The sequence below is a fragment of the uncultured Winogradskyella sp. genome (genome assembly GCF_947495255.1).
Lineage (GTDB): Bacteria > Bacteroidota > Bacteroidia > Flavobacteriales > Flavobacteriaceae > Winogradskyella.
Map to the genome: position 1 here is coordinate 427,196 of NZ_CANLYI010000001.1, position 20,932 is coordinate 448,127.

General features: G+C 32.9%; 20 protein-coding genes. 11 read left to right on the forward strand and 9 right to left on the reverse strand.

Annotation, left to right across the window (positions count from 1 at the left end; genetic code table 11):
* Positions 1-82: 82 nt before the first annotated feature.
* The 7 genes from Q0807_RS01825 to Q0807_RS01855 all read left to right on the forward strand — a co-directional run bounded on the left by Q0807_RS01825 (position 83) and on the right by Q0807_RS01855 (position 8,226).
* Positions 83-577, forward strand: coding sequence for a 30S ribosomal protein S16 (locus Q0807_RS01825; RefSeq protein WP_299105692.1), 495 nt, complete (start codon positions 83-85; stop codon positions 575-577).
* A gap of 64 nt (positions 578-641) precedes the next feature.
* The gene (gene rimM / locus Q0807_RS01830) at positions 642-1,172 is read left to right on the forward strand and encodes a ribosome maturation factor RimM (protein WP_299105694.1); all 531 of its coding nucleotides are present in this window, start codon (positions 642-644) and stop codon (positions 1,170-1,172) included.
* A complete protein-coding gene (locus tag Q0807_RS01835) occupies positions 1,172-1,888 on the forward strand; it encodes a tRNA1(Val) (adenine(37)-N6)-methyltransferase (RefSeq protein WP_299105696.1) in 717 nt (238 codons plus the stop codon). Before rimM ends, Q0807_RS01835 begins: the two co-directional genes overlap by 1 nt.
* A 111-nt stretch (positions 1,889-1,999) precedes the next feature.
* Entirely contained in the window at positions 2,000-3,178 is a 1,179-nt protein-coding gene (locus Q0807_RS01840; RefSeq protein ID WP_299105698.1) for an acyl-CoA dehydrogenase family protein, read from the forward strand.
* A 151-nt stretch (positions 3,179-3,329) separates the two neighbouring features.
* Positions 3,330-6,779, forward strand: a complete 3,450-nt coding sequence (locus tag Q0807_RS01845; protein ID WP_299105700.1) for a hypothetical protein — start codon at positions 3,330-3,332, stop codon at positions 6,777-6,779.
* Between the two features lie 74 nt (positions 6,780-6,853).
* A complete protein-coding gene (locus Q0807_RS01850; protein ID WP_299105702.1) occupies positions 6,854-7,750 on the forward strand; it encodes a metallophosphoesterase family protein in 897 nt (298 codons plus the stop codon).
* 5 nt (positions 7,751-7,755) lie between these two features.
* Positions 7,756-8,226 carry a hypothetical protein gene (locus Q0807_RS01855; RefSeq protein WP_299105705.1) on the forward strand — a complete coding sequence of 157 codons (471 nt, stop codon included), beginning with the start codon at positions 7,756-7,758 and terminating at the stop codon, positions 8,224-8,226.
* 34 nt (positions 8,227-8,260) lie between these two features.
* Here Q0807_RS01855 and Q0807_RS01860 read toward each other — a convergent pair whose 3' ends face one another.
* From Q0807_RS01860 to trmB, 7 genes are all read right to left on the reverse strand, one after another.
* Positions 8,261-8,596 (reverse strand): 2Fe-2S iron-sulfur cluster-binding protein, encoded by a 336-nt coding sequence (locus tag Q0807_RS01860; RefSeq protein WP_299105707.1) that lies wholly within the window; start codon positions 8,594-8,596, stop codon positions 8,261-8,263.
* A complete protein-coding gene (locus Q0807_RS01865) occupies positions 8,596-9,651 on the reverse strand; it encodes an NAD(P)/FAD-dependent oxidoreductase (protein ID WP_299105709.1) in 1,056 nt (351 codons plus the stop codon). Before Q0807_RS01865 ends, Q0807_RS01860 begins: the two co-directional genes overlap by 1 nt.
* 63 nt (positions 9,652-9,714) lie before the next feature.
* Positions 9,715-9,957 (reverse strand): NifU family protein, encoded by a 243-nt coding sequence (locus tag Q0807_RS01870; RefSeq protein ID WP_299105711.1) that lies wholly within the window; start codon positions 9,955-9,957, stop codon positions 9,715-9,717.
* A complete protein-coding gene (locus Q0807_RS01875; RefSeq protein ID WP_299105714.1) occupies positions 9,958-11,097 on the reverse strand; it encodes an Mrp/NBP35 family ATP-binding protein in 1,140 nt (379 codons plus the stop codon). It lies immediately after the preceding gene.
* Positions 11,098-11,271: 174 nt separating this feature from the next.
* Entirely contained in the window at positions 11,272-11,604 is a 333-nt protein-coding gene (locus Q0807_RS01880) for an MGMT family protein (protein ID WP_299105716.1), read from the reverse strand.
* A complete protein-coding gene (locus Q0807_RS01885) occupies positions 11,605-12,234 on the reverse strand; it encodes a LysE family transporter (RefSeq protein ID WP_299105718.1) in 630 nt (209 codons plus the stop codon).
* A 2-nt stretch (positions 12,235-12,236) separates the two neighbouring features.
* Positions 12,237-12,911, reverse strand: coding sequence for a tRNA (guanosine(46)-N7)-methyltransferase TrmB (gene trmB, locus Q0807_RS01890; protein ID WP_299105720.1), 675 nt, complete (start codon positions 12,909-12,911; stop codon positions 12,237-12,239).
* A 166-nt stretch (positions 12,912-13,077) separates the two neighbouring features.
* Here trmB and Q0807_RS01895 point away from each other — a divergent pair, with 166 nt between their 5' ends.
* Complete coding sequence (locus tag Q0807_RS01895; RefSeq protein ID WP_299105722.1) at positions 13,078-14,085, forward strand: glycosyltransferase; 1,008 nt, start codon at positions 13,078-13,080, stop codon at positions 14,083-14,085.
* Here the strand turns inward: Q0807_RS01895 and Q0807_RS01900 are convergent.
* On the reverse strand, positions 14,068-15,111 hold the full coding sequence (locus tag Q0807_RS01900) for an ATP-binding protein (RefSeq protein WP_299105724.1): 1,044 nt from the start codon (positions 15,109-15,111) through the stop codon (positions 14,068-14,070). The two genes, Q0807_RS01895 and Q0807_RS01900, sit on opposite strands and share 18 nt — an antisense overlap.
* Positions 15,111-15,797 (reverse strand): response regulator transcription factor, encoded by a 687-nt coding sequence (locus Q0807_RS01905; RefSeq protein ID WP_299105726.1) that lies wholly within the window; start codon positions 15,795-15,797, stop codon positions 15,111-15,113. The genes Q0807_RS01900 and Q0807_RS01905 overlap by 1 nt, the downstream gene beginning before the upstream one ends.
* 227 nt (positions 15,798-16,024) lie before the next feature.
* On the opposite strand from Q0807_RS01905, the gene Q0807_RS01910 reads away from it, so the two are divergent.
* From Q0807_RS01910 to Q0807_RS01920, 3 genes are all read left to right on the forward strand, one after another.
* Positions 16,025-17,812 (forward strand): T9SS type A sorting domain-containing protein, encoded by a 1,788-nt coding sequence (locus tag Q0807_RS01910; protein ID WP_299105727.1) that lies wholly within the window; start codon positions 16,025-16,027, stop codon positions 17,810-17,812.
* A gap of 273 nt (positions 17,813-18,085) precedes the next feature.
* A complete protein-coding gene (locus Q0807_RS01915; RefSeq protein WP_299105730.1) occupies positions 18,086-19,810 on the forward strand; it encodes a T9SS type A sorting domain-containing protein in 1,725 nt (574 codons plus the stop codon).
* 134 nt (positions 19,811-19,944) lie between these two features.
* Positions 19,945-20,925, forward strand: a complete 981-nt coding sequence (locus Q0807_RS01920) for an acyl transferase (protein ID WP_299105732.1) — start codon at positions 19,945-19,947, stop codon at positions 20,923-20,925.
* The last annotated feature ends 7 nt before the right edge of the window (positions 20,926-20,932 follow it).

Here is a 20,932-nt window from a genome sequence, read left to right on the forward strand (position 1 = left end):
TAATATATTGTGTTTTCGAAAATTATAGTATCTTTGCGCCCTCATTAATAACAGAGGTCGAGAACCTCACTAATTAATTATTATGCCTGTAAAAATTAGATTACAAAGACACGGTAAAAAAGGAAAACCTTATTACTGGATCGTAGCAGCGGATTCACGCTCTAAAAGAGATGGTAAATACCTAGAGAAATTAGGTGCTTACAATCCTAACACAAATCCTGCAACTATTGAATTAAACGTTGATGGTGCTGTAACATGGTTACAAAATGGTGCACAACCAACTGACACAGCAAAAGCAATTTTATCTTATAAAGGTGCTATGCTTAAAAATCATTTAGCTGGTGGTGTTAGAAAAGGTGCTTTAACTGAAGAGCAAGCAGAAACAAAGTTTAATGCTTGGTTAGAAGAAAAAACAGCTAAAATCGCAGCTAAAACTGACGGTTTATCTAAAGCTGATGCAGACGCGAGAGCTAAAGCATTAGACGCAGAGAAAGTAGTAAACGAAGCTCGTATTGCAGCAGCAGCTCCTGTTGTTGAAGAAGTAGCTGAAGAAACTGCTTCTAACGAAGAAGAATAAAAAAATTATTTTTTATACTTTTAAACCCAGACTACTATAGTCTGGGTTTTTTATTTGATTTTTTATGAAAAAAGAAGATTGTTTTTATTTAGGTAAAATTGTATCAAAGTACAGTTTTAAAGGAGAACTTTTAGTAAAGTTAGATACTGACGAACCCGATTTGTACGACAATTTAGATGCTATATTTATAGACCTAAAAGGTAATATGGTACCATTCTTTGTAGAATCTTCGCAACTACACAAATCTAATTTACTACGTTTAAAGTTTGAGGAAGTAGACACAGAAGCTGATGCTGATGCTTTAATGAAAACAGACTTATACTTACCTCTTAATTTACTCCCTAAACTTGAAGGCAATAAATTTTATTTCCATGAAGTAATTGGTTTTACGATAAAAGATACAAACCATGGTGACGTCGGAATTTTAAAAGGAATTAATGATACTACAGCACAATCTTTATTTGAAATTGATAAAGATGGTATTGAAATCTTGATTCCGATGAATGATGAGTTTATAGTTAAAGTGGATCGAGAAAACAAAACCATTGAAGTTAGCACGCCAGAAGGCTTGATTGATTTGTATCTTGAAGAATAATGAGTTCACTCCCATTTAAATTTAAAGAATTCTCAGTGAACCAAGATCAATGCGCTATGAAAATTGGCACAGATGGTGTTTTACTTGGTGCATGGACTTCTGTAGAACAGAATCCATTTTCGGTATTAGATATTGGATCAGGAACAGGTGTTTTATCCTTAATGATTGCTCAAAGAAGTTTTGCTGAAAATATTGAGGCTTTAGAAATTGATGCGGATGCTTTTGAGCAATGCGCTGAGAATTTTGAAAACTCGCCCTGGGCAGATCGCCTATTTTGCTATCATGCGTCTTTATTAGAATTTGTAGAAGAGGTTGATGATAAATTTGACCTTATTATTTGTAATCCACCTTTTTATTCCGAAGACTATAAAACTGAAAATAAATCGAGAGATTTAGCACGTTTTAATGATGCTATGCCTTTTGAACATTTAATTTTTGCTGTTGCTAATCTACTCTCTAAAGATGGTTTGTTTTCTGTTGTAATTCCTGTTAAGGAAGAACGTGATTTTATTGAATTGGCTTCTGAGTCTGGTTTATTTCCTAATCGGATACTTCATGTTAAAGGAAACCTTGATTCAGAAATTAAAAGAAGTTTATTAGAATTCTCGTTTACAAAAAGCAAAACTAAAACGTCTCAATTAGTTATAGAAACTGCTCGTCACCAATATACAGAAGCGTACATTCAATTGACCAAAGATTTTTATCTGAAAATGTAAATCTATTGTTGGGCAATGCTATCGTTTTCGTTACTTTTGTTAAACTTATAAAATAACACCTTCTATTTTGATAATTTCTCAGAATTAGAAGTTATAAATAACAAAATTAGAATGAAACCAGATTTATTCGAAGCACCAGATTATTATAATCTTGATGAATTACTTACAGAAGAGCACAAGTTAGTGCGCGATGCTGCAAGAGAATGGGTAAAACGTGATGTCTCACCTATTATAGAGGAATATGCTCAAAAAGCTGAATTCCCAAAACAAATTGTAAAAGGCTTAGCTGATATAGGTGCTTTTGGACCTTACATTCCAGAAGAATATGGAGGTGCAGGCTTAGACCAAATTTCTTATGGTTTAATAATGCAAGAAATTGAACGTGGTGATTCAGGTGTTCGTAGTACAGCGTCTGTTCAGTCGTCTTTAGTAATGTATCCCATTTGGAAATACGGAAACGAAGAGCAACGCCGAAAATACTTACCAAAATTAGCATCAGGTGAATGGATTGGTTCTTTTGGATTAACAGAACCAGATCATGGTTCTAATCCTGGAGGTATGACAACCAACTTTAAAGATATGGGTGACCATTATCTTTTAAATGGAGCTAAAATGTGGATTAGTAATTCACCATTTTGTGATGTTGCTGTAGTTTGGGCTAAAAATGAAGAAGGACGAATTCATGGTTTAGTTGTAGAACGTGGTATGGAAGGTTTTTCTACACCAGAAACACATAATAAATGGTCCCTTAGAGCTTCTGCTACTGGTGAACTTATTTTTGATAATGTAAAAGTCCCTAAAGAGAACTTATTACCAAACAAATCTGGATTAGGAGCACCATTAGGATGTTTAGATTCAGCACGTTTTGGTATTGCTTGGGGAGCAATTGGTGCAGCAATGGATTGTTACGATACCGCTTTACGTTATAGTAAAGAACGCATGCAATTTGGCAAGCCAATTGGACAATTTCAACTACAACAAAAGAAATTAGCTGAAATGATTACCGAAATCACTAAAGCTCAATTATTAGCGTGGAGACTTGGTGTAATGAGAGAAGCAGGTACTGCAACCTCAGCACAAATTTCTATGGCAAAACGTAATAATGTTGAAATGGCAATTAACATTGCACGAGAAGCAAGACAGATGCTTGGTGGTATGGGAATTTCTGGTGAATATTCTATTATGCGTCATTCAATGAACCTCGAAAGTGTTATTACTTATGAAGGTACACATGATATTCATTTACTTATAACAGGATTGGATATCACTGGATTAAATGCCTTTAAATAAGAATAAAACTCATAAATTATAAAGGCTTAAAACTTCAAATTAAGCCTTTATAATTTTCATAAACTGATATTTGACAGCTTTTTTAATTCCGCTGAAGCCTAAATTTGCATTGAATAAAATTACAAGTAAAATTCAATAGCAGATATTTAGTATGGAAGACACAAGACAGGAGCTCATTCAATTCATCAATTTACAATTAGCCTCAATAGGACAACCAACATACAAAGACACAGAAGGTAACAAAGAAAAATTCTGTGATCCTAAATTCGAGGTATTATCACAAGGATTAATAAGAAGTTTACGAGAAAAATCGAGACTTTTAGCAAGCCATCTTTGTCCTGCTGATTCTAGAATTCAAAATTTTATAGACGATTACCTAAAGGATGTTTCAATCGACAAATCGTTTGTACTTCCTAATAATACATTAATTCTATCTAGAAAAGGACAAGCTAGAGAAGCAAGTTTACCACCAGATGGTACTTCCTTTGAAAGCGATTTAATTACATCAAAACGCATTAAGCAAGGTATTTTAAATAACCCTTTACACGATAAAAGAACAACAAAAGGAACGTTTCATATCGTAGAAGGTTCATTACCTGTTCCTTTAGATAAACAAGAGGTTCCTAAAGTCGTTTTAGCACATTTTTTACATGCTGCTTTTAACCCATCTAAGGACTTAAAAACACTTCCTTTTACATCAAACCAAGACGCTAAAGCAGAAACTATGGTTTCAATGCTACTTAGACCTGTGGTTTCGCCAGAAGTGAAAGGTGTTATTGCGCAAAAATCATTAGAAGTTCGCTTTTTTGCACCAGGTACTTTAGTTAGTAATTTAGATTTTGTTGAATCTATTTTTGGCAACGCAGGCGACCCAAACCTAGCACATAATGATGCTGCGTTAGACCCAGAACATTGGACAGGTCATACAGGCTGTATCGTTCTTGCACCTCAATTATTAAAATTAAAAAAGAAAGAGGTAGGTCTTCCTCATTTTGATGATGCTACAGACCGTCAGAAAAAAGATGGCATGTGCTGGACAGAAGAACATGAACTTTATAATGAAGGTGGTGCATTTAAAATTACCTGTAGAGATGAAAGAGGTGTTGTAATAACATTAATTGCAGACAACTATTTTGGCTATTCTAAAAAAGAAATAAAAACGCAAATCAGTTATTCTGCCAACTTATTTGGCTTAGCTGAAGAAGAACATGCAGGTGGAGCGATTGCATATGCTCGACGTGTTATGGGTGAAACTGTAGACAGTACTGATTATGCTAAATATTACGGATTAGACCATACTTTTGAAGGTGTTAAAAACCTAATTGCAGATAGAATTGAGCTTAAACCAGAAAATTATGCAGTAGATAAAAAATATCCTAACATTGTATATATTCCTGAGTCTTCATATTTCAACACGGCTACTAATAGCATCACATGGAATTATAAAGGTAAGGAACAAAAATTGACGTTATCGCCTTTTAAAACCTATATACATCCATCTGGAAATAAATTAAGATTAGAAAAACATAAGTCTATTGATTTATGGCGTATGATAGAGACCTATCCCGAAGGTGTTTTTTGTCATAAACCTTGTACAGTTTCTGGAGGTGGAAAATCAGAGATTTCTAAATCAATGCAAAACGCCATTACTTATAGCCCGTTTAACATTCATAATATTGATGAGGACTTTAAGAAGGCCGATGAAATTATTGAGTTCAACTACTCAACGAGATGGAAAGTTAAAGATCCAAATAGGCCAATATCAAGATCATTTTTAAGTGAAAAAAGAACACTAGGTTCTGTTGTTAAATTATTGACACCAAATGATGAAAACTCAGATGAATTCAATGAATTTTTAAATAACATTCCTGTACACATTCGATCATTAGTATTATTTGTAAAACGTTTGTTTAGACAAGCTCATGGTGCTAACCTTAACTGGAAAGACATGATGTCTGTAGAATATATTAATGGTGCAAAAGGCACATCTTTAATTTACAATCATACACCAGTTGTTGGTAGTTATGTGCGTATAGGATTTAATGAAGATGGTAATTGGATGCTTAACAAATTACGTTCAGATTTTTCTGCAAGTGAAAAAATTCAAACTGAGGACGACATAACAGCTTCAATAACACTACCACAAGAGCAGTTTAAAAACTTAAACCCAGAATATACCAACAAGAGTGTAAAAGTCTTAACCAATTGCGAAGCACATTTATTTCAAAGACCAGATGAAGCGATTGTAAGAGGTTATGATAAACTTGCCGAATTAGATATTATTACTGATGGCAGATTCTTAACAAATTATGAAATGTTATCTAAAAAAGATGCTATTGCCATCTATGAGGATACCATCAATTACGATAAGTACACACAACCCGTAAAAGATTTTATAAAAGAAATCATTGATTCTGATGATGAGGACATACAATTTGTTCTACCATCTCACCCAAGAATTGTAGATGGAGAACCAACAAAAAACCCACGTTATTTAGAGCCTAATAAGTTTTATAACGAAACTGAAGCGACTTATATCTCAGATATTGGTGTTCGTTTATGTAGAAGAATTAAACCAGAAGACCCAGTAATTCATGTTGTAAATGCAGTTTTACCAGGTAGAAGAAATAATCCTGCAGATAGAGAAGCTGGCATTAGACCATTAGCGGTTTACAACCCAATTCATTATCAGGAAACTCCTGAATTATTTATGGACTTCATTTGTAGTTTAACTGGTAAATCGCCTTCAACTACAGGTGCAGGATCAGAAGGTGCTTTAACTAAAGCTCCATTCAATATGTTGACACCAACAACAGATTTAAACAACGCTTTACTATCTCATATCTTAACTGAATCTAATGGTTTTAGTACGGCTGCAGGTTATGTTGGTGCAGAAAATAAGATTGATCATGATGTTAGTTTATTAATCCCTGAGATTTGGGCAAGAATGGCACCAGAAGACAGAGATCCTAAAAACTTAATTGCCAACGGATCTTTAGAAAAACTTGAAGATTTTGAACATAATGGTGAAAAAATATTAGCTAGTCGTTTAGGGTACAGAATTACTAAACAATTCTCTTTACTATGCCTTAATAGATTGTTTGATGAGCCAACAGCTGTATTTAATAAACGTATGTTAAAACCAGAATTACAAAATTTAGAAGATTTTGTAGATGGTATTAATAATATTGTTGAAGCACAGCAAAAAGTAGCTTTAAACTATTTTGAAGATGGAAGTATTGAAGCAGCCATTCCGCCTTTAAAAATTCTATTGAATATTATGGCTTATGGCCATTACGATGGCAAAGATATTAGTGACCCAGAACTGAGAAAATATTTTGATAGATCTTATGTTGTTAATGCCGATTGGTACAAAGAAAGATTAGCTTTAAAACAACAAAAGGACATTAAGTATTACCGTTCTCAAATTAATTACTTAGAAGCTTTTATAAATGATTCTCACAATGATATTTTAGTAGAAGACATGCAATTAAAAGCACGTTTAGCAACAACTAAAACGTTATGTGATAATGTAAAATCTGCTGATTATATAAACCGATTGGTCGGAACAATTGGAGTAGATCCACTTTATAAAAAATAAAACCGCTTAAATAACAGATTAATAATGAAATGCTTCTCTTTATTGGGAAGCATTTTTTTGTTTACATTTACTTTATGTCTTCAAAAACCAGATTAGATAGCGCTTATAAAAATGCAAAACGCATTAAGTTTAACGATGCTTCTAAATATATATTATTCAGTGATTGCCATCGTGGAGACAACAGTTTTGCTGATGATTTTGCAAATAATAGAAACATTTATTTTCATGCATTAAGGCATTATTATTCTGAAGGTTTTGACTATTGTGAACTTGGTGATGGTGACGAATTATGGGAAAACCTATCTTTTGAAGCTATCTTCTACGCGCACAAAAACGTGTATATGCTCATGAAACAATTTCATGATGAAGACAGACTGCACATGATTTGGGGAAACCATGATATGGTGTATCGCGACCCAAGATATGTAGAAAAACATTTATCTACATTTTTTGACCCAAAAACTGGTAATGACGAAGATTTATTCTGTGGTATTAAATATCATGAAGGTATTGTTTTAGAGCATTCCGAAACAAAACAAGAGTTATTTTTGACGCATGGACACCAAGCAGATTGGTGGAATTTTTTATTCTGGAAATGGAGTCGTTTTATGGTTCGTATTCTATGGAAACCACTCAATGTTATGGGAATTGCTGACCCAACAAGTCCTGCAAAAAACTATACAGAACTCATTAAAATTGAACGACGCACAAAACGTTGGATTACCGATAACAACAATCTAATTACTATTGTTGGCCATACACACAGACCACGTTTCCCAGAACCAGGAGATATAGCTTATTTTAATGATGGTAGCTGTGTTCACCCACGAAGTATTACAGGTTTAGAGATTGAAAATGGCGCTATTTCTTTAATTAAATGGCAAATAATAACCTCAGAAGATGGAAATTTAAAGATCGATCGGTTTTTGTTGGAAGGACCAACGCTGTTGAGTGATTATAAAACGGAGTAATTAGTATGGGATTATTGGAAATGTACTTTTGGATGGTTATCATAATATGTAGTGTTTTGAACTTTCCAATAATATTATTCTCTGAAGATTTAAAAGACAGAAAACGATTTAAGAAATATCTTAAAATCTCTTTTTCTATAGGTTTAATTGGAATATTTATGCTCTTGACTAACTGCAATTATTTATGCGGATATCAATACTTGATTTTTACATTTTCGCCATTTATTACACTATTAGTATGTAAGATAGTAATGATTCTTTTTAGAAAAATAAGTAAAATAGAAGGATTTCAGGTTACTAATAAATTACAATTATTTGGGCCTGCTTTAACGGAACTATCTGATGGAATTTATCAAAAAAACAATGGAGACCTAAAATATGAACATTACTATAACAGGTATACATTTTTTATAACTGCGACTCCTGTAGTTATATCATTTGCATTGCTCATTCTTGTAAAAGAGAATACTTGTTAATATATTATGAGATTCCTGCCTTCGCAGGAATTTGTTAAGATTCAGGAGCCAACTCCACCTCTAAACCTTCCATTTCTGGTGTCATTTGAATTTGGCAACCCAAACGAGAATTATCCTTTACATTAAAAGCTTCAGAAAGCATAGCTTCTTCATCATCTTGCATTTCTGGCAACTCTGTTTCACTTAAAACGTAGCATTGACAAGAGGCGCACATAGCCATACCGCCACAAATACCAATAGTACCTTCTGGAGCTAGTTCATAAGAACGAACCACTTCCATTAAGTTCATTGCCATATCTGTAGGTGCTTCAATTTGGTGCTTTACACCTTCTCTATCAATAATTGTAATATTTATATCCGGATTCTCCACTAGTCTATTGCTTTTACTACCGCTTTGGGTGCTTCTTTACGTGTACCATCAAATCCATCTACTCCAGAAACTGTTGTATATTTTAGAACATAACGCTTTCCTGGATTGATAATTTGATAAGCTGATTGACACATTAATGTTGCTTCATGAAAACCACAAAGAATTAATTTTAATTTTCCTGGATATGTATTTACATCTCCAATAGCATAAATACCAGGAATGTTAGTCTGGTAATCTAAAGCATTATTTACTTTGATCGCATTTTTCTCTATCTCAAGTCCCCAATTTGCAATTGGCCCTAACTTAGGAGACAATCCAAATAATGGAATAAAATGGTCTGTTTCAACTAAAATTGGTTCTTCGTCTTTCTTAGTTACTTCAACACTCTCTACTTTACCATTACCGTTGATACCAGTAATTTCTGCTGGAGTTATAAGATTAATTTTTCCTAGATTCTTTAATTCTTGAACTTTTTCAACAGAATCTAAATGACCTCTGAATTCATTTCTTCTGTGAATTAATGTAACACTAGACGCGATATCACTTAAAAAAATACTCCAATCTAATGCAGAATCTCCTCCTCCAGCAATTACAACTTTTTTATCGCGATAAAGCTCAGGTTCTTTAATCATATATTCAACACCACAGTCTTCAAAATCTGTGATATTATCTATTAAAGGTTTACGAGGCTCAAAACTACCTAGACCACCAGCAATTGCAACTACTGGAGCTTTATGCTGTGTACCTTTATTAGTAGTAACAATAAAACTACCGTCTTCTTGTTTCTCTATGGTTTCTGCACGTTCTCCTAATGTAAAACCAGGTTCAAATTGCTTACACTGCTCCAATAACTTATCCGTTAAATCGCCAGCTAAAATTTCTGGATATGCAGGAATATCGTAAATAGGTTTTTTTGGATATAATTCAGAACATTGGCCACCTTGTTGAGGCAATGCATCAATTAAATGACAGTTAAGTTTTAATAGTCCCGCTTCAAAAACAGTAAAAAGCCCTGTTGGACCAGCGCCAATAATAAGTATGTCTGTTGTAATCATGGATAAAAAAATTGAAGACAAAAATAATAATGTCAATTCATTAAGAATGTGATAAATGTCACATTACTTTTCTACATTTATTACTTGTTCGATTTGAGGCGCATATTTTTTTATCGTCATTTCTACTCCAGACTTTAAAGTCATCTGATTAACACTACAAGACGTACAAGCACCAACTAATTGTACTTTTACAAACTTACCATCATCAATAGATAACAAATTAATATCTCCACCATCACTTTGAAGAAACGGACGGATTTCATCTAATGCTTTTTCAACATTTAATCTAAGGTCTTCTGAGTTCATTTAATTCTTTTTAACTGCAGAGCAACCTGCCATTGTTGTAATTTTTATTGCTTCTGTAGCAGGTAATTCTTCATTTCTATTGACAACTTCTTGTACAACATTACGAGTAATTGCTTCAAAAGCTTCTTCTATAGGAGTTGCAGTTTGTAATGCTGCAGGCCTTCCTAAATCTCCTGCTTCTCTTATACTTTGTATTAATGGCACTTCACCTAAAAACGGGACATTTAAGTCTTCAGCTAGATGCTTCGCTCCTTCTTTACCGAATATATAATATTTATTTTCTGGAAGTTCAGCTGGTGTGAAATAAGCCATGTTTTCAACAATTCCTAAAACAGGAACATTGATACTGTCTTGTTGAAACATCGCTACTCCTTTTTTAGCATCTGCTAAAGCCACATTTTGTGGTGTACTCACAACAACTGCTCCTGTAATTGGAAGCGCTTGCATAATACTTAAGTGAATATCACCAGTTCCTGGAGGTAAATCGAGTAATAAGAAATCTAATTCTCCCCAAGCTGCATCAAAAATCATTTGGTTTAATGCTTTAGAAGCCATTGGCCCTCTCCAAATAACGGCTTGATCTGGTTTTGTAAAAAAGCCTATTGATAATACTTTTATTCCGTAATTCTCAACAGGTTTCATTTTAGATTTTCCATCAACTGTTACAGATAATGGTCTTTCATTAGCTACATCAAACATAATTGGAATAGATGGTCCATAAATATCAGCATCTAAAACACCAACTTTAAAACCCATCTTAGCTAAAGTTACTGCTAAATTTGCTGTAACTGTAGATTTACCTACACCACCTTTACCAGAAGCAACGGCAACAATATTCTGAATACCAGGAATAGCTTTTCCTTTTATTTCATTTTTAGGTTGAGTCGCTTGAGCATCAACTTTAACATTGACTTTTATTTTTGCTTTTTCATAAACTTCTTTATGAATGGTTTGTAAAATATCGACTTCTGTCCTTTTACGAGCCTGAAGACTTGGATTTTTAATTGTAATGTCTACAATCACTTCATCTGCAAATGTAACCACATTAGTTACTGCTCCACTGTCTACCATGTTTTCTCCTTCTCCTGGAGCTGTAATAGTTTTTAGTGCGTTAAGTATATCTTGCTTTACTAATTTCATATATATAATGAGAATAGAAAAAACGGAGACTAGAACATAGACTCAATTTTTTCTTATTAAGATTAATTCTAAAGACAAAGATACTGCTAAAAGTTTAGATTTTGAAGTAGATAAATTGAATTGTACTATACTTGGATATGGTCTATAAATATAGTACTAATTAATAGAAAAATATTATCTCAATTCTGTCACAGGATCCCAATATAAAGTTTCAAAATTTTGAATTTGATTTTCGATAACCTCAACACCTTCGCTCTCTAACAATTGTTGCATTAAGTTTGTTCCTTCAAAATGATGCTTACCTGTTAATAGTCCTTTTCGGTTAACCACTCTATGTGCTGGTACGTCTTTTCCGTGTGAACCATTCATAGCATAACCAACAATTCTTGCACTTTTTCCGGCTCCTAAATACTTTGCAATTGCACCATAGCTGGTAATTCTACCATAAGGAATTTGTCTTGCGACGTCGTAAACTTTTTCAAAAAAACCTAATGTTTCTGGTTTCATTTAAAGTTCTCTAATTATATTAATAAATGTAATAAGTGCTACAACTCCAGTAATGATACCAATGCTAAGATTCATACTCTTTTGAGATGTGAAATTTCTATCTTTTATTTTATCAAAAAAGAAAATATAAAAATAAAGCATTGCAAATGTTCCTGTTGCTGCACCTGTAACGTAAGTGATTATACTTAATTTTTCAAAATTCATCCAACCAAAAGAAACCAATGTAATGGTCATGTAAGCTTGATAAGGAATAGGAAAAACATTAAGCGCAGACAATAACATACCATGTAACAATCGTCCGTGTTTACTCTTAATTTCTGTTTCTTTTTTTGCTTCTTTTTGCTTAGATGCTAGGACTAAAAAATAAACTGTGATGAGAACAAAAATAACAAAGGCAACACGTTGAAGAATTTCTACGACATCTTGATTTTTTGATAAATATCTAGCGAATATCGCAGCAAGATATGTTTGAATATAAACAACAATACAAACACCTGTTGAGAACATAATGCCACGTCCTGCACCTTCTTTTAGGCTAATTCTAGCAGCTGTCATGTTAAGCAATCCAGGTGGAACAACTCCAATTAAAGCTACAATAAAGCCAAGAAAGAAAATAACAGTAATGCTCAAGTTTAGTTGATTTTAAATCTAATATACGTAATTGCTTTATCTTTCTCTAAATACTGATTTTCATAAAAGGTCTGAATTTTAGTAACATCCTCTGGACTGCCTTCTAATTTATACACATTATGATTGGCATATAAAACCTCATGACCTGCACCATGTAACAAGCCTAATGTGTAACCATGCATAAATTCACTATCCGTTTTAAGATGCATTAATCCACCAGGTTTTAATACTTTTTTATAACGCTCTAAAAACTGTAGGTTAGTCATTCTGTGTTTTGTTCTCTGATATTTAATCTGAGGATCCGGAAATGTAATCCAGATTTCATCAACTTCATTTTCTTCAAAAACAGAATCTACAAGCTCAATTTGAGTTCTTATAAAAGCAGCATTAGGAATATCTTCTTCAATGGCCGTTTTAGCACCTCTCCAAAACCTAGCTCCTTTAATATCTATACCAATAAAATTCTTATTAGGATAGCGCTGAGCCAAACCAACCGTATATTCGCCTTTACCACAACCCAATTCTAAAATTAGAGGGTTTTCATTTTTAAAAACATCTGTTCTCCATTTCCCTTTTAACTTATAGGTTGCATCCACCAATTCTTCACGTGTTGGTTGATATACATTATGAAAAGTTTCGTTTTCTTTAAAGCGTTTTAGTTTGTTTTTACTTCCCACTTAATATTTATGATTTATTAATAATTCGGTAAAATTAAGCAAACAATTTAGGTTTACCTTTGTTTTGGTCATTGATATATTAATAACCTTATAAAAACTGAAACAAACGAACCAAAAATTAGATGAAAATCGAAAACGGATTTTAGTCGCTCCATTAAATTGGGGTTTGGGTCATGCTACGCGTTGTATTCCTATTATTAATGCACTCATTGAACATAATTTTGAACCCATAATTGCAAGTGATGGTATTGCGCTTCAATTATTACAAAAAGAGTTTCCTAAACTTGAATCTTTTGAGCTACCATCTTATAACATTACCTATTCTAAAAAACCAAAACATCTAAAATTAAAACTTTTAAAAGATACACCTCATCTTTTAAAGACTGCCAAGAAAGAGCAAAAAGCAATAGCCAATTTTGTAAAATCAAATGCTATATCTGGAATTATTTCAGACAATCGCTTTGGTGTTAGACACAACGATGTGCCATCTGTATTTATATCACATCAATTACAAGTGCTCAGTGGAAATACAACTTGGTTTAGCACTAAAATTCACCAGAGAATTATTTCTAAATTTGATGAATGTTGGATTCCTGATTATGCTGATAAAAATAACCTCAGTGGTATTTTAGGACATGTTAAAAATTTTGGTGTTCCTTTAAAATATTTAGGTGCTTTATCCCGATTTAAAAAAGAAACTTTAAAGACCAAATACCAACTTTTAGTTATGCTTTCTGGCCCAGAACCTCAGCGTACGTTTTTAGAAGAAAAATTATTTGGCGAATTAAAAACATATAATGGAAACATTTGTTTTATAAAAGGTGTGATTGAATCTCAGCAGACGATTACTCAACATAAAAATATGATGATTTATAATTATATGACCAGTGCAGAACTTGAAACAACCATAAATGAAAGTGAGATGGTTTTAAGTAGGTCGGGTTATACAACTATAATGGATTTAACAAAACTTGAAAAGAAAGCCTTTTTTATTCCCACTCCTGGTCAATACGAGCAAGAATATCTAGCAAAAAAATTAGAATCTGAAGGTATTGCGCCGTTTTGTAAACAAAATGACTTTACATTAGATTTATTGTCTCAAGTTGAGAATTATAAAGGAATGATATTTAAGGAGTCTCAATTAAATTACAAGAAATTATTTGGACTTTTCTAAAGTAAACGAAAACTCACTACCTACATCTAATTGACTTTCTATATAGATTTTTTCTTCGTGAGCCTCAATAATATGTTTCACAATAGATAATCCTAAACCAGAACCACCTTCTTTACGAGAGCCACTTTTATCTACACGGTAAAAACGTTCAAATAAACGTTGAAGATTTGCTTTTGCAATACCCTCACCATTATCAGTAACTCTTACTATGGCTTTGTTTTTTATTAGGTTTTCTATACTAACTTCTGTTGTTCCCTTTTCTCTTCCGTATTTTATTGAATTTACAATAAGATTAGTTAACACTTGCTGTATACGTTCTTTATCAGCATAAACCATAATAGGTTCTTTATAATCGATATCAAAAGTCAGCGTAATTTGCTTTTTGGCAGCTTTCATTTCAAAAAGGTCAAAAACATTGTGAACCAATTTTACAATATCAAAATTCTCTTTAATTAAACTTAAATCACCAACTTCTAATTTGGTAATCATATCTAAATCTTTAATGATATAGGTTAGACGTTCTACGCCTTTACTTGCTCTTGCTAAATATTTATTTCTAATCTTTTCATCTTCAATTCCGCCATCGATCAAAGTAAGGAGATAACTTTGCACCGTGAATAAAGGCGTTTTTAATTCGTGAGAAACATTACCAATAAATTCTTTTCGGTATTCTTCTCTTACCTTTAACGTTTCAATTTCAATTTTTTTGTTTTTGGCGTACTTATCTATTTCCCTAGTTAATGTTCCCATGTCAGTCGTTATAGGTAACTGCCTTAAACTAGTAGATTCCAAAAGAGTTAAGTCATCATAAATCTTTTTTACTCGTCTGTATATAAAACGTTCAACTCTATATTGTACAATGCCAAAGCAAAGCGGAAAACATAAAATAGGATAAAAGATGACTTGCCAATTAAAAGTATGGAAGTAATATAAAAACAGGCAAACAAGCGCTGTTGAAAACAGCGTAACGTATAACGCTGTTCTAAAAGCGAACTTATAAGATTTCTTAAAATTAGTATTTTGCATTAGTCAACAAACTTGTAACCAACACCTTTAACGGTTTTAAAGGATTTATCTCCTATTTTTTCACGAAGTTTTCTAATGTGTACATCTATAGTTCTTCCGCCAACAACGACTTCATTTCCCCAGACTCTATCTAAAATCTCATCGCGCTTAAAAACCTTACCAGGCTTGGTTGCTAACAAAGATAACAATTCGAACTCTTTTCTTGGTAAAGTAATTTCTTTACCCTTCAATGTTATTTTATATTCTTCTTTATAAATAACCAAATCACCAATTTTCATTACTGAATCTGCAGCTTCATCAGTTTGCTTAAGTCGTCTTAGCAAAGCTTTTACCTTACTAATTAAGACTTTTGGCTTTATAGGTTTGGCTATGTAATCATCTGCACCAGCATCAAAACCTGCAACCTGAGAATAATCTTCTCCTCTTGCTGTTAAAAATGTAATTACAGTTTCACTTAATTCTGGTAACTCTCTAATGCGTTCACAAGCCTCAATACCATCCATCTTCGGCATCATTACATCTAATATTATTAAATGAGGCTTATGTTTTTTTGCTAGCTCTACAGCTTCTAAACCATTTTCACCTTTTATAACTTGGTAGCCTTCTGCAGATAAGTTATAACCTACAATTTCTAAAATATCTGGCTCATCATCAACCAATAGTATTTTAATATCCTTTTTCTTCACTTCACATGCCTTTTAAGGTTGAGTAAATATAAATATATATGCATTAAATGAAGACACAAACCTATTTGATAACAATTTGCTAACATTAAACTAAAACAACTGTTAATCAACAGCTAAGAACGCATATAACGTTATGCAAAGGTAAACATAGGCTAATTCAAGGAAATACCAACTTTTATAGTGCCTCTATATTGGTATATTTAATGCTTAATCTTTAAACACTTATTATGAAAAAAATTTACTTTTTTACTATTATGCTTCTACTTACCGTATCATTAAATGCCCAAACAACATTAGCCGCTCAAGGTTTTGAAGATAGTGCAGCTGATACCTGGAGTTATACTGCTACTCCTGATACTTATGATGTGAGCTCTGATTTATGGGGAATAACAACGACTGTAGGTACTATTGCTGGTCCTGATGCAGGTACTAATTTTTGGGGACTTAGAGACATTGAAAACAGCAATGGTGGTGGTGCTTTTGATCACACGCTTGAGTTTCCTAATGTTTCTGTAGTTGGTGAATCCAACATTCTTCTAACTTTTAAATATTATACAGATGGCTATGACTCAGCAGACGAATTAAGCGTTGAATATTTTTTTGATGATGTAAGCCAAGGCATTGTATCGCTAGAAAAAGATACTGAGACATGGACAACATCTGCAAAAGTAATACCTGATGGAACTGCTAACGTAAGATTTACTTTAATTGGCCTTCAAAATGGAGGGTCTGATTATGCTGGTTTTGATTCCATCTTATTACAATCTGGTGCTAACACTAATCCTTCACTGTCTATAACATCACCAACTGAAGGGCAAATAGTAAATGTAGGCAGTGATGCTAGTTTTGACGTTACTCTAGAAGTTATTAATTTCACGTTATCTAATGATGATGGCTCAGGAGCAACGGATAGCACAGGAGATGGGTTTATACAATACTCTGTTGATTCTGGTGCCATAATTAATAAATTTGACCTTAGTGCAATAACACTTTCAGGGCTATCAACTGGACCTCATTCTATATCAATTAGTTTAGTTGATAATAACGCAGCATCAATATCTATTGATGACGCTGTAAACTTCACAATAAATGATATTGTACAAACACTTCCTTTATATGAAAATTTTGATTACACAGCTTCTGAAAACTTGGCAAATCAACCAAATTGGGTAAATCAAAATACTGGTGATGAAATAATAGTTGGTACTGGAAACTTATCATATCCTGGACTAGCGTCATCAACTGGAAATCACGTTATGTGGGATGGTGAAGGAAATGATCCTGAAATTGAATTCACTCCTGTTACAAGCGGAGAAGTATATGCTTCTTTTATTTTTAGTGTAACTGATCAATCGTCAATAACTGACCTTAATGATGGTGGTTATTTTGCTGTTTTAGGTGAATTTGATGCTAGATTATGGGTAAGACCTAATCCTGATGCAGCTAGCACTACTTTTGATATTGGAGCAGGTGCTGTCCCAAGTAATCCTAGTTTTGTTGGCTCTTATAATATTGGAGATAATATTTTAATTGTAGTAAGCTACAATATAGACACTAATAAAGTGAGTCTTTGGGTTAATCCTAGTGTTGCTGAACTTGAATCTGATATAGCACCAAGCTTTACACTCAATGAACTCTCTACGGATAATGCAACATCTATAAGTAAATTCTTTTTACGTCAAGACACAACAGGAGAAACGCCTTCTATTTTATTTGATGAGCTTCGTGTAGGTACTTCTTGGGCTGATGTTACACCTAATACGTTATCTGCTGATGAGTTTAACTCTTCTACTTTTTCTATTTACCCTAACCCAACAAATACTGGATCCGTTACCATTTCTTCTGTAAATAGTGACGTTATAAAAGTTATGGTATATGATATTTTGGGAAAACAAATTAAAAATAAAACTTTAAATAATAACACTTTAAATGTTTCAGATTTAAGCACAGGAGTGTATATTTTAAAACTAACACACAACAATACAACTGTAACCCAAAAATTAGTAATTGAATAATTTTCTTAAAAGTTATTCTTAAAATATTGCTGGGTAATACCAGCAATATTTTTTTTGCTAATTTTTAATCTTTCTTTTTAATTAAACACGACTTTAAAGTCATTGCAAATAACAATTGCTTAACATTAAAATCATAATTCACTGTAAGTCAAAAGCACCTGATAGCTACCATATTAAGTTATTGTAAATATGATAAGTATTAACTATGAAGATTCCGAAAACTAGAGATTTGTTGTTATATTTGTAGTCTAACGCTTTTATAAAAAATCAATTATGAAGAAAATTTACTTTTTATTATTTACTCTTATTGGACTTGCATCTTATGGTCAATCTCCAATTATTACTACAATCCTTGATGGTGATTGTACTGGTGGAAATCCAAAATTACTTGAAATTTATGCAGATGGTACGGTTGACTTTACTTTATACAGTATAGAAAATCAAACTAATGCTAATACAGATTGGGGTAATCTACAAGATTTATCAACTTTAGGTACTGTAACAGATGGTTTTGTGTATATCACTACAACTGGAAGTGCAGATGCAATAGTGAGTGATTTTCCTGCTTTAGCTACAGCTAATGTTTTAGAATCGAACACTATGAATTTAAACGGTGATGACAGAATTAGAATAATTCTAACTTCTGACTCATCTGTTATAGATCAATATGGCGTTAGTGATGTTGATGGTAGTGGAGAATCTTGGGAATATAAAGATTCTTATGCTACAAGAATTAATGGAACTGGACCTGATGGTGGTTTCGTAGCATCTAACTGGAATATTGCAGGTTTAGCTGCTTTAGACGGATTAGGAATATGTCAAGGTGGTACAGATACTTTTGAAACATTAATTGGTGGTGTTGGTGCATACTCTACCGTAGGAAGTACCGCGCCAAGTGTTACAATAACAAGCCCAAGTAACAATGCAGTATTAGCTTCTGGTACTACAAGCGTAAATGTAGAATTTTCAACTGCCAACTTATCTGGAGGAGAAAGTGTTACTATTACAGTAAATGGAACAGCAACTGCAAATGCAACAAGCCCTTTTTCAGTTACAACTATAGATGGTGAAACTTATTCTGTAACGGCTGATTTAGTTGATGGAACTGGAACAATTGATTCAGATATGATATCATTTAGCGTAGCAAATGTTGCAACAATAACTCAAGTAGCAAATATTACTGCTTTACGTGCTGGTACAGTTGGTGAATTATATGAATTAACTGGTGAAGCAATCATTTCTTACATAGTGACTGAAGGAATAAGAAACCAAAAATACATTCAAGATACTGGTGCAGGAATCTTAATTGATGATACTGCTGGTACTTTAACTACTGCTTTTAGTATTGGTGACGGACTAACAGGTTTAGTAGGCGAATTATCTGAATATGCTGGAACACTTCAATTTGTTCCTAGTGAAAATGTAGCAGCTGCATCATCTACAGGTAACACATTAACACCTATAGTAGTTAGTGCTTCTGAACTTATTACTAACGGTGAAACTTACGAAAGTAGATTAATCACTTTAAACAATGTAACTTTTGCAGATACTGGTGTATTCACAGACAACACAAACTATAACGTAGCGGATGGTGCAGATATAACTGTTGCAAGAGTTGCTTTTGGTGATGAAGATATCATTGGTACAGCTATCCCAACTACTGCTTCAAGTATTACTGGTTTGGGTGGTGAGTTTAATGCTGTTTACCAAATTTTCCCTAGATATGCTAGTGATATTGCAGCACCATTAAGTGTAAATAATTTTAATGCTAATTCTTTTAGCTTATACCCTAACCCAACAAATATTGGATCGGTTTCAATTTCTTCTACAAATAGCGATGCTATCTCTGTACAAGTTTATGATATCTTAGGTAAGCAAGTTAAAAATGAAATTTTAACAACTAACACGTTAAACGTGGCTAACTTAAAGTCTGGTGTTTATATTATAAAAATCACGCAAAACAATGCTTCTACTACTAAGAAATTAGTAATTAACTAAGCATAATATTCAATACATATTAAAAGCGTAACTCAAAAAAATGAGTTACGCTTTTTTTTTCACCTAAACTTTAGCTACATTAAATTATCGCTAAAAGAAAAAGTTTAAATCACTTCTTTGCATATTTTTGCAATATGAAATTTAAAGACGATATTTTTAATATAAAATCTAATGCTGAATTTGAAGCGCTAGCCTTAAACGTGTTTAAATTTCAATTTGATAACAACAAAGTTTACCGCTCCTTTTGCGACTTACTTTACAAGCATCCTTCTGATGTAAAGCACATTTCTGATATTCCTTTTTTACCAATTCAGTTTTTTAAATCACGTGAAGTCTTAAGCACTACAGCAACAATTCAAAAAACATTTTTAAGTTCTGGCACAACAGGAAGCGTTACGAGTAAACATTTAGTTTCTGATTTAAAACTATATGAAGAGAGTTATTTAAAAGCTTTTAAACACTTCTATGGCAATATTGAAGACTATGTAGTTTTAGCCTTATTACCTTCTTATTTAGAACGAGACGGTTCTTCACTAATTTACATGGTTAATGATTTAATTGAAAAATCTAACAGAACTGAAAGTGGCTTTTACCTTAATAATATTGAAGAATTAGCAAGCACATTAAAAATGCTTGAGGCTAACCAACAAAAAACATTACTTATAGGTGTTTCCTTTGCCTTATTAGATTTGGTTGAAGCTTACCAACTTAATTTGAAGCATACCACAATCATGGAAACGGGAGGAATGAAAGGCAGACGAAAAGAAATCATAAGACAAGAGCTGCACCAAATTCTTCAAAATGGATTTAAGGTTAACCAAATTCATAGTGAATACGGCATGACAGAACTTTTAAGTCAAGCTTACTCAAAAGGGCATGGTGTTTTTGAATGTCCTCCATGGATGAAAATATTAACAAGAGATACCGAAGATGCACTAACAATACAACAGCCAAACAAAACAGGTGGTATAAATGTTATTGATTTGGCTAATATAAATTCTTGTTCATTTATTGCGACCCAAGACTTGGGCAAAATCAATGAAAACGGTGAGTTTGAAATTATTGGCAGGTTTGACAATTCTGATATTAGAGGCTGTAATTTAATGGCTCTTTAAAATTATT

Bases quoted from the DNA above. Each gene is read 5' to 3' on its own strand.
- Q0807_RS01825 (WP_299105692.1), top strand. From the start codon at position 83: ATGCCTGTAAAAATTAGATTACAAAGACACGGTAAAAAAGGAAAACCT.
- rimM (WP_299105694.1), top strand. From the start codon at position 642: ATGAAAAAAGAAGATTGTTTTTATTTAGGTAAAATTGTATCAAAGTAC.
- Q0807_RS01835 (WP_299105696.1), top strand. From the start codon at position 1,172: ATGAGTTCACTCCCATTTAAATTTAAAGAATTCTCAGTGAACCAAGAT.
- Q0807_RS01840 (WP_299105698.1), top strand. From the start codon at position 2,000: ATGAAACCAGATTTATTCGAAGCACCAGATTATTATAATCTTGATGAA.
- Q0807_RS01845 (WP_299105700.1), top strand. From the start codon at position 3,330: ATGGAAGACACAAGACAGGAGCTCATTCAATTCATCAATTTACAATTA.
- Q0807_RS01850 (WP_299105702.1), top strand. From the start codon at position 6,854: ATGTCTTCAAAAACCAGATTAGATAGCGCTTATAAAAATGCAAAACGC.
- Q0807_RS01855 (WP_299105705.1), top strand. From the start codon at position 7,756: ATGGGATTATTGGAAATGTACTTTTGGATGGTTATCATAATATGTAGT.
- Q0807_RS01865 (WP_299105709.1), bottom strand. From the start codon at position 9,651: ATGATTACAACAGACATACTTATTATTGGCGCTGGTCCAACAGGGCTT.
- Q0807_RS01870 (WP_299105711.1), bottom strand. From the start codon at position 9,957: ATGAACTCAGAAGACCTTAGATTAAATGTTGAAAAAGCATTAGATGAA.
- Q0807_RS01875 (WP_299105714.1), bottom strand. From the start codon at position 11,097: ATGAAATTAGTAAAGCAAGATATACTTAACGCACTAAAAACTATTACA.
- Q0807_RS01880 (WP_299105716.1), bottom strand. From the start codon at position 11,604: ATGAAACCAGAAACATTAGGTTTTTTTGAAAAAGTTTACGACGTCGCA.
- Q0807_RS01900 (WP_299105724.1), bottom strand. From the start codon at position 15,111: ATGCAAAATACTAATTTTAAGAAATCTTATAAGTTCGCTTTTAGAACA.
- Q0807_RS01910 (WP_299105727.1), top strand. From the start codon at position 16,025: ATGAAAAAAATTTACTTTTTTACTATTATGCTTCTACTTACCGTATCA.
- Q0807_RS01915 (WP_299105730.1), top strand. From the start codon at position 18,086: ATGAAGAAAATTTACTTTTTATTATTTACTCTTATTGGACTTGCATCT.
- Q0807_RS01920 (WP_299105732.1), top strand. From the start codon at position 19,945: ATGAAATTTAAAGACGATATTTTTAATATAAAATCTAATGCTGAATTT.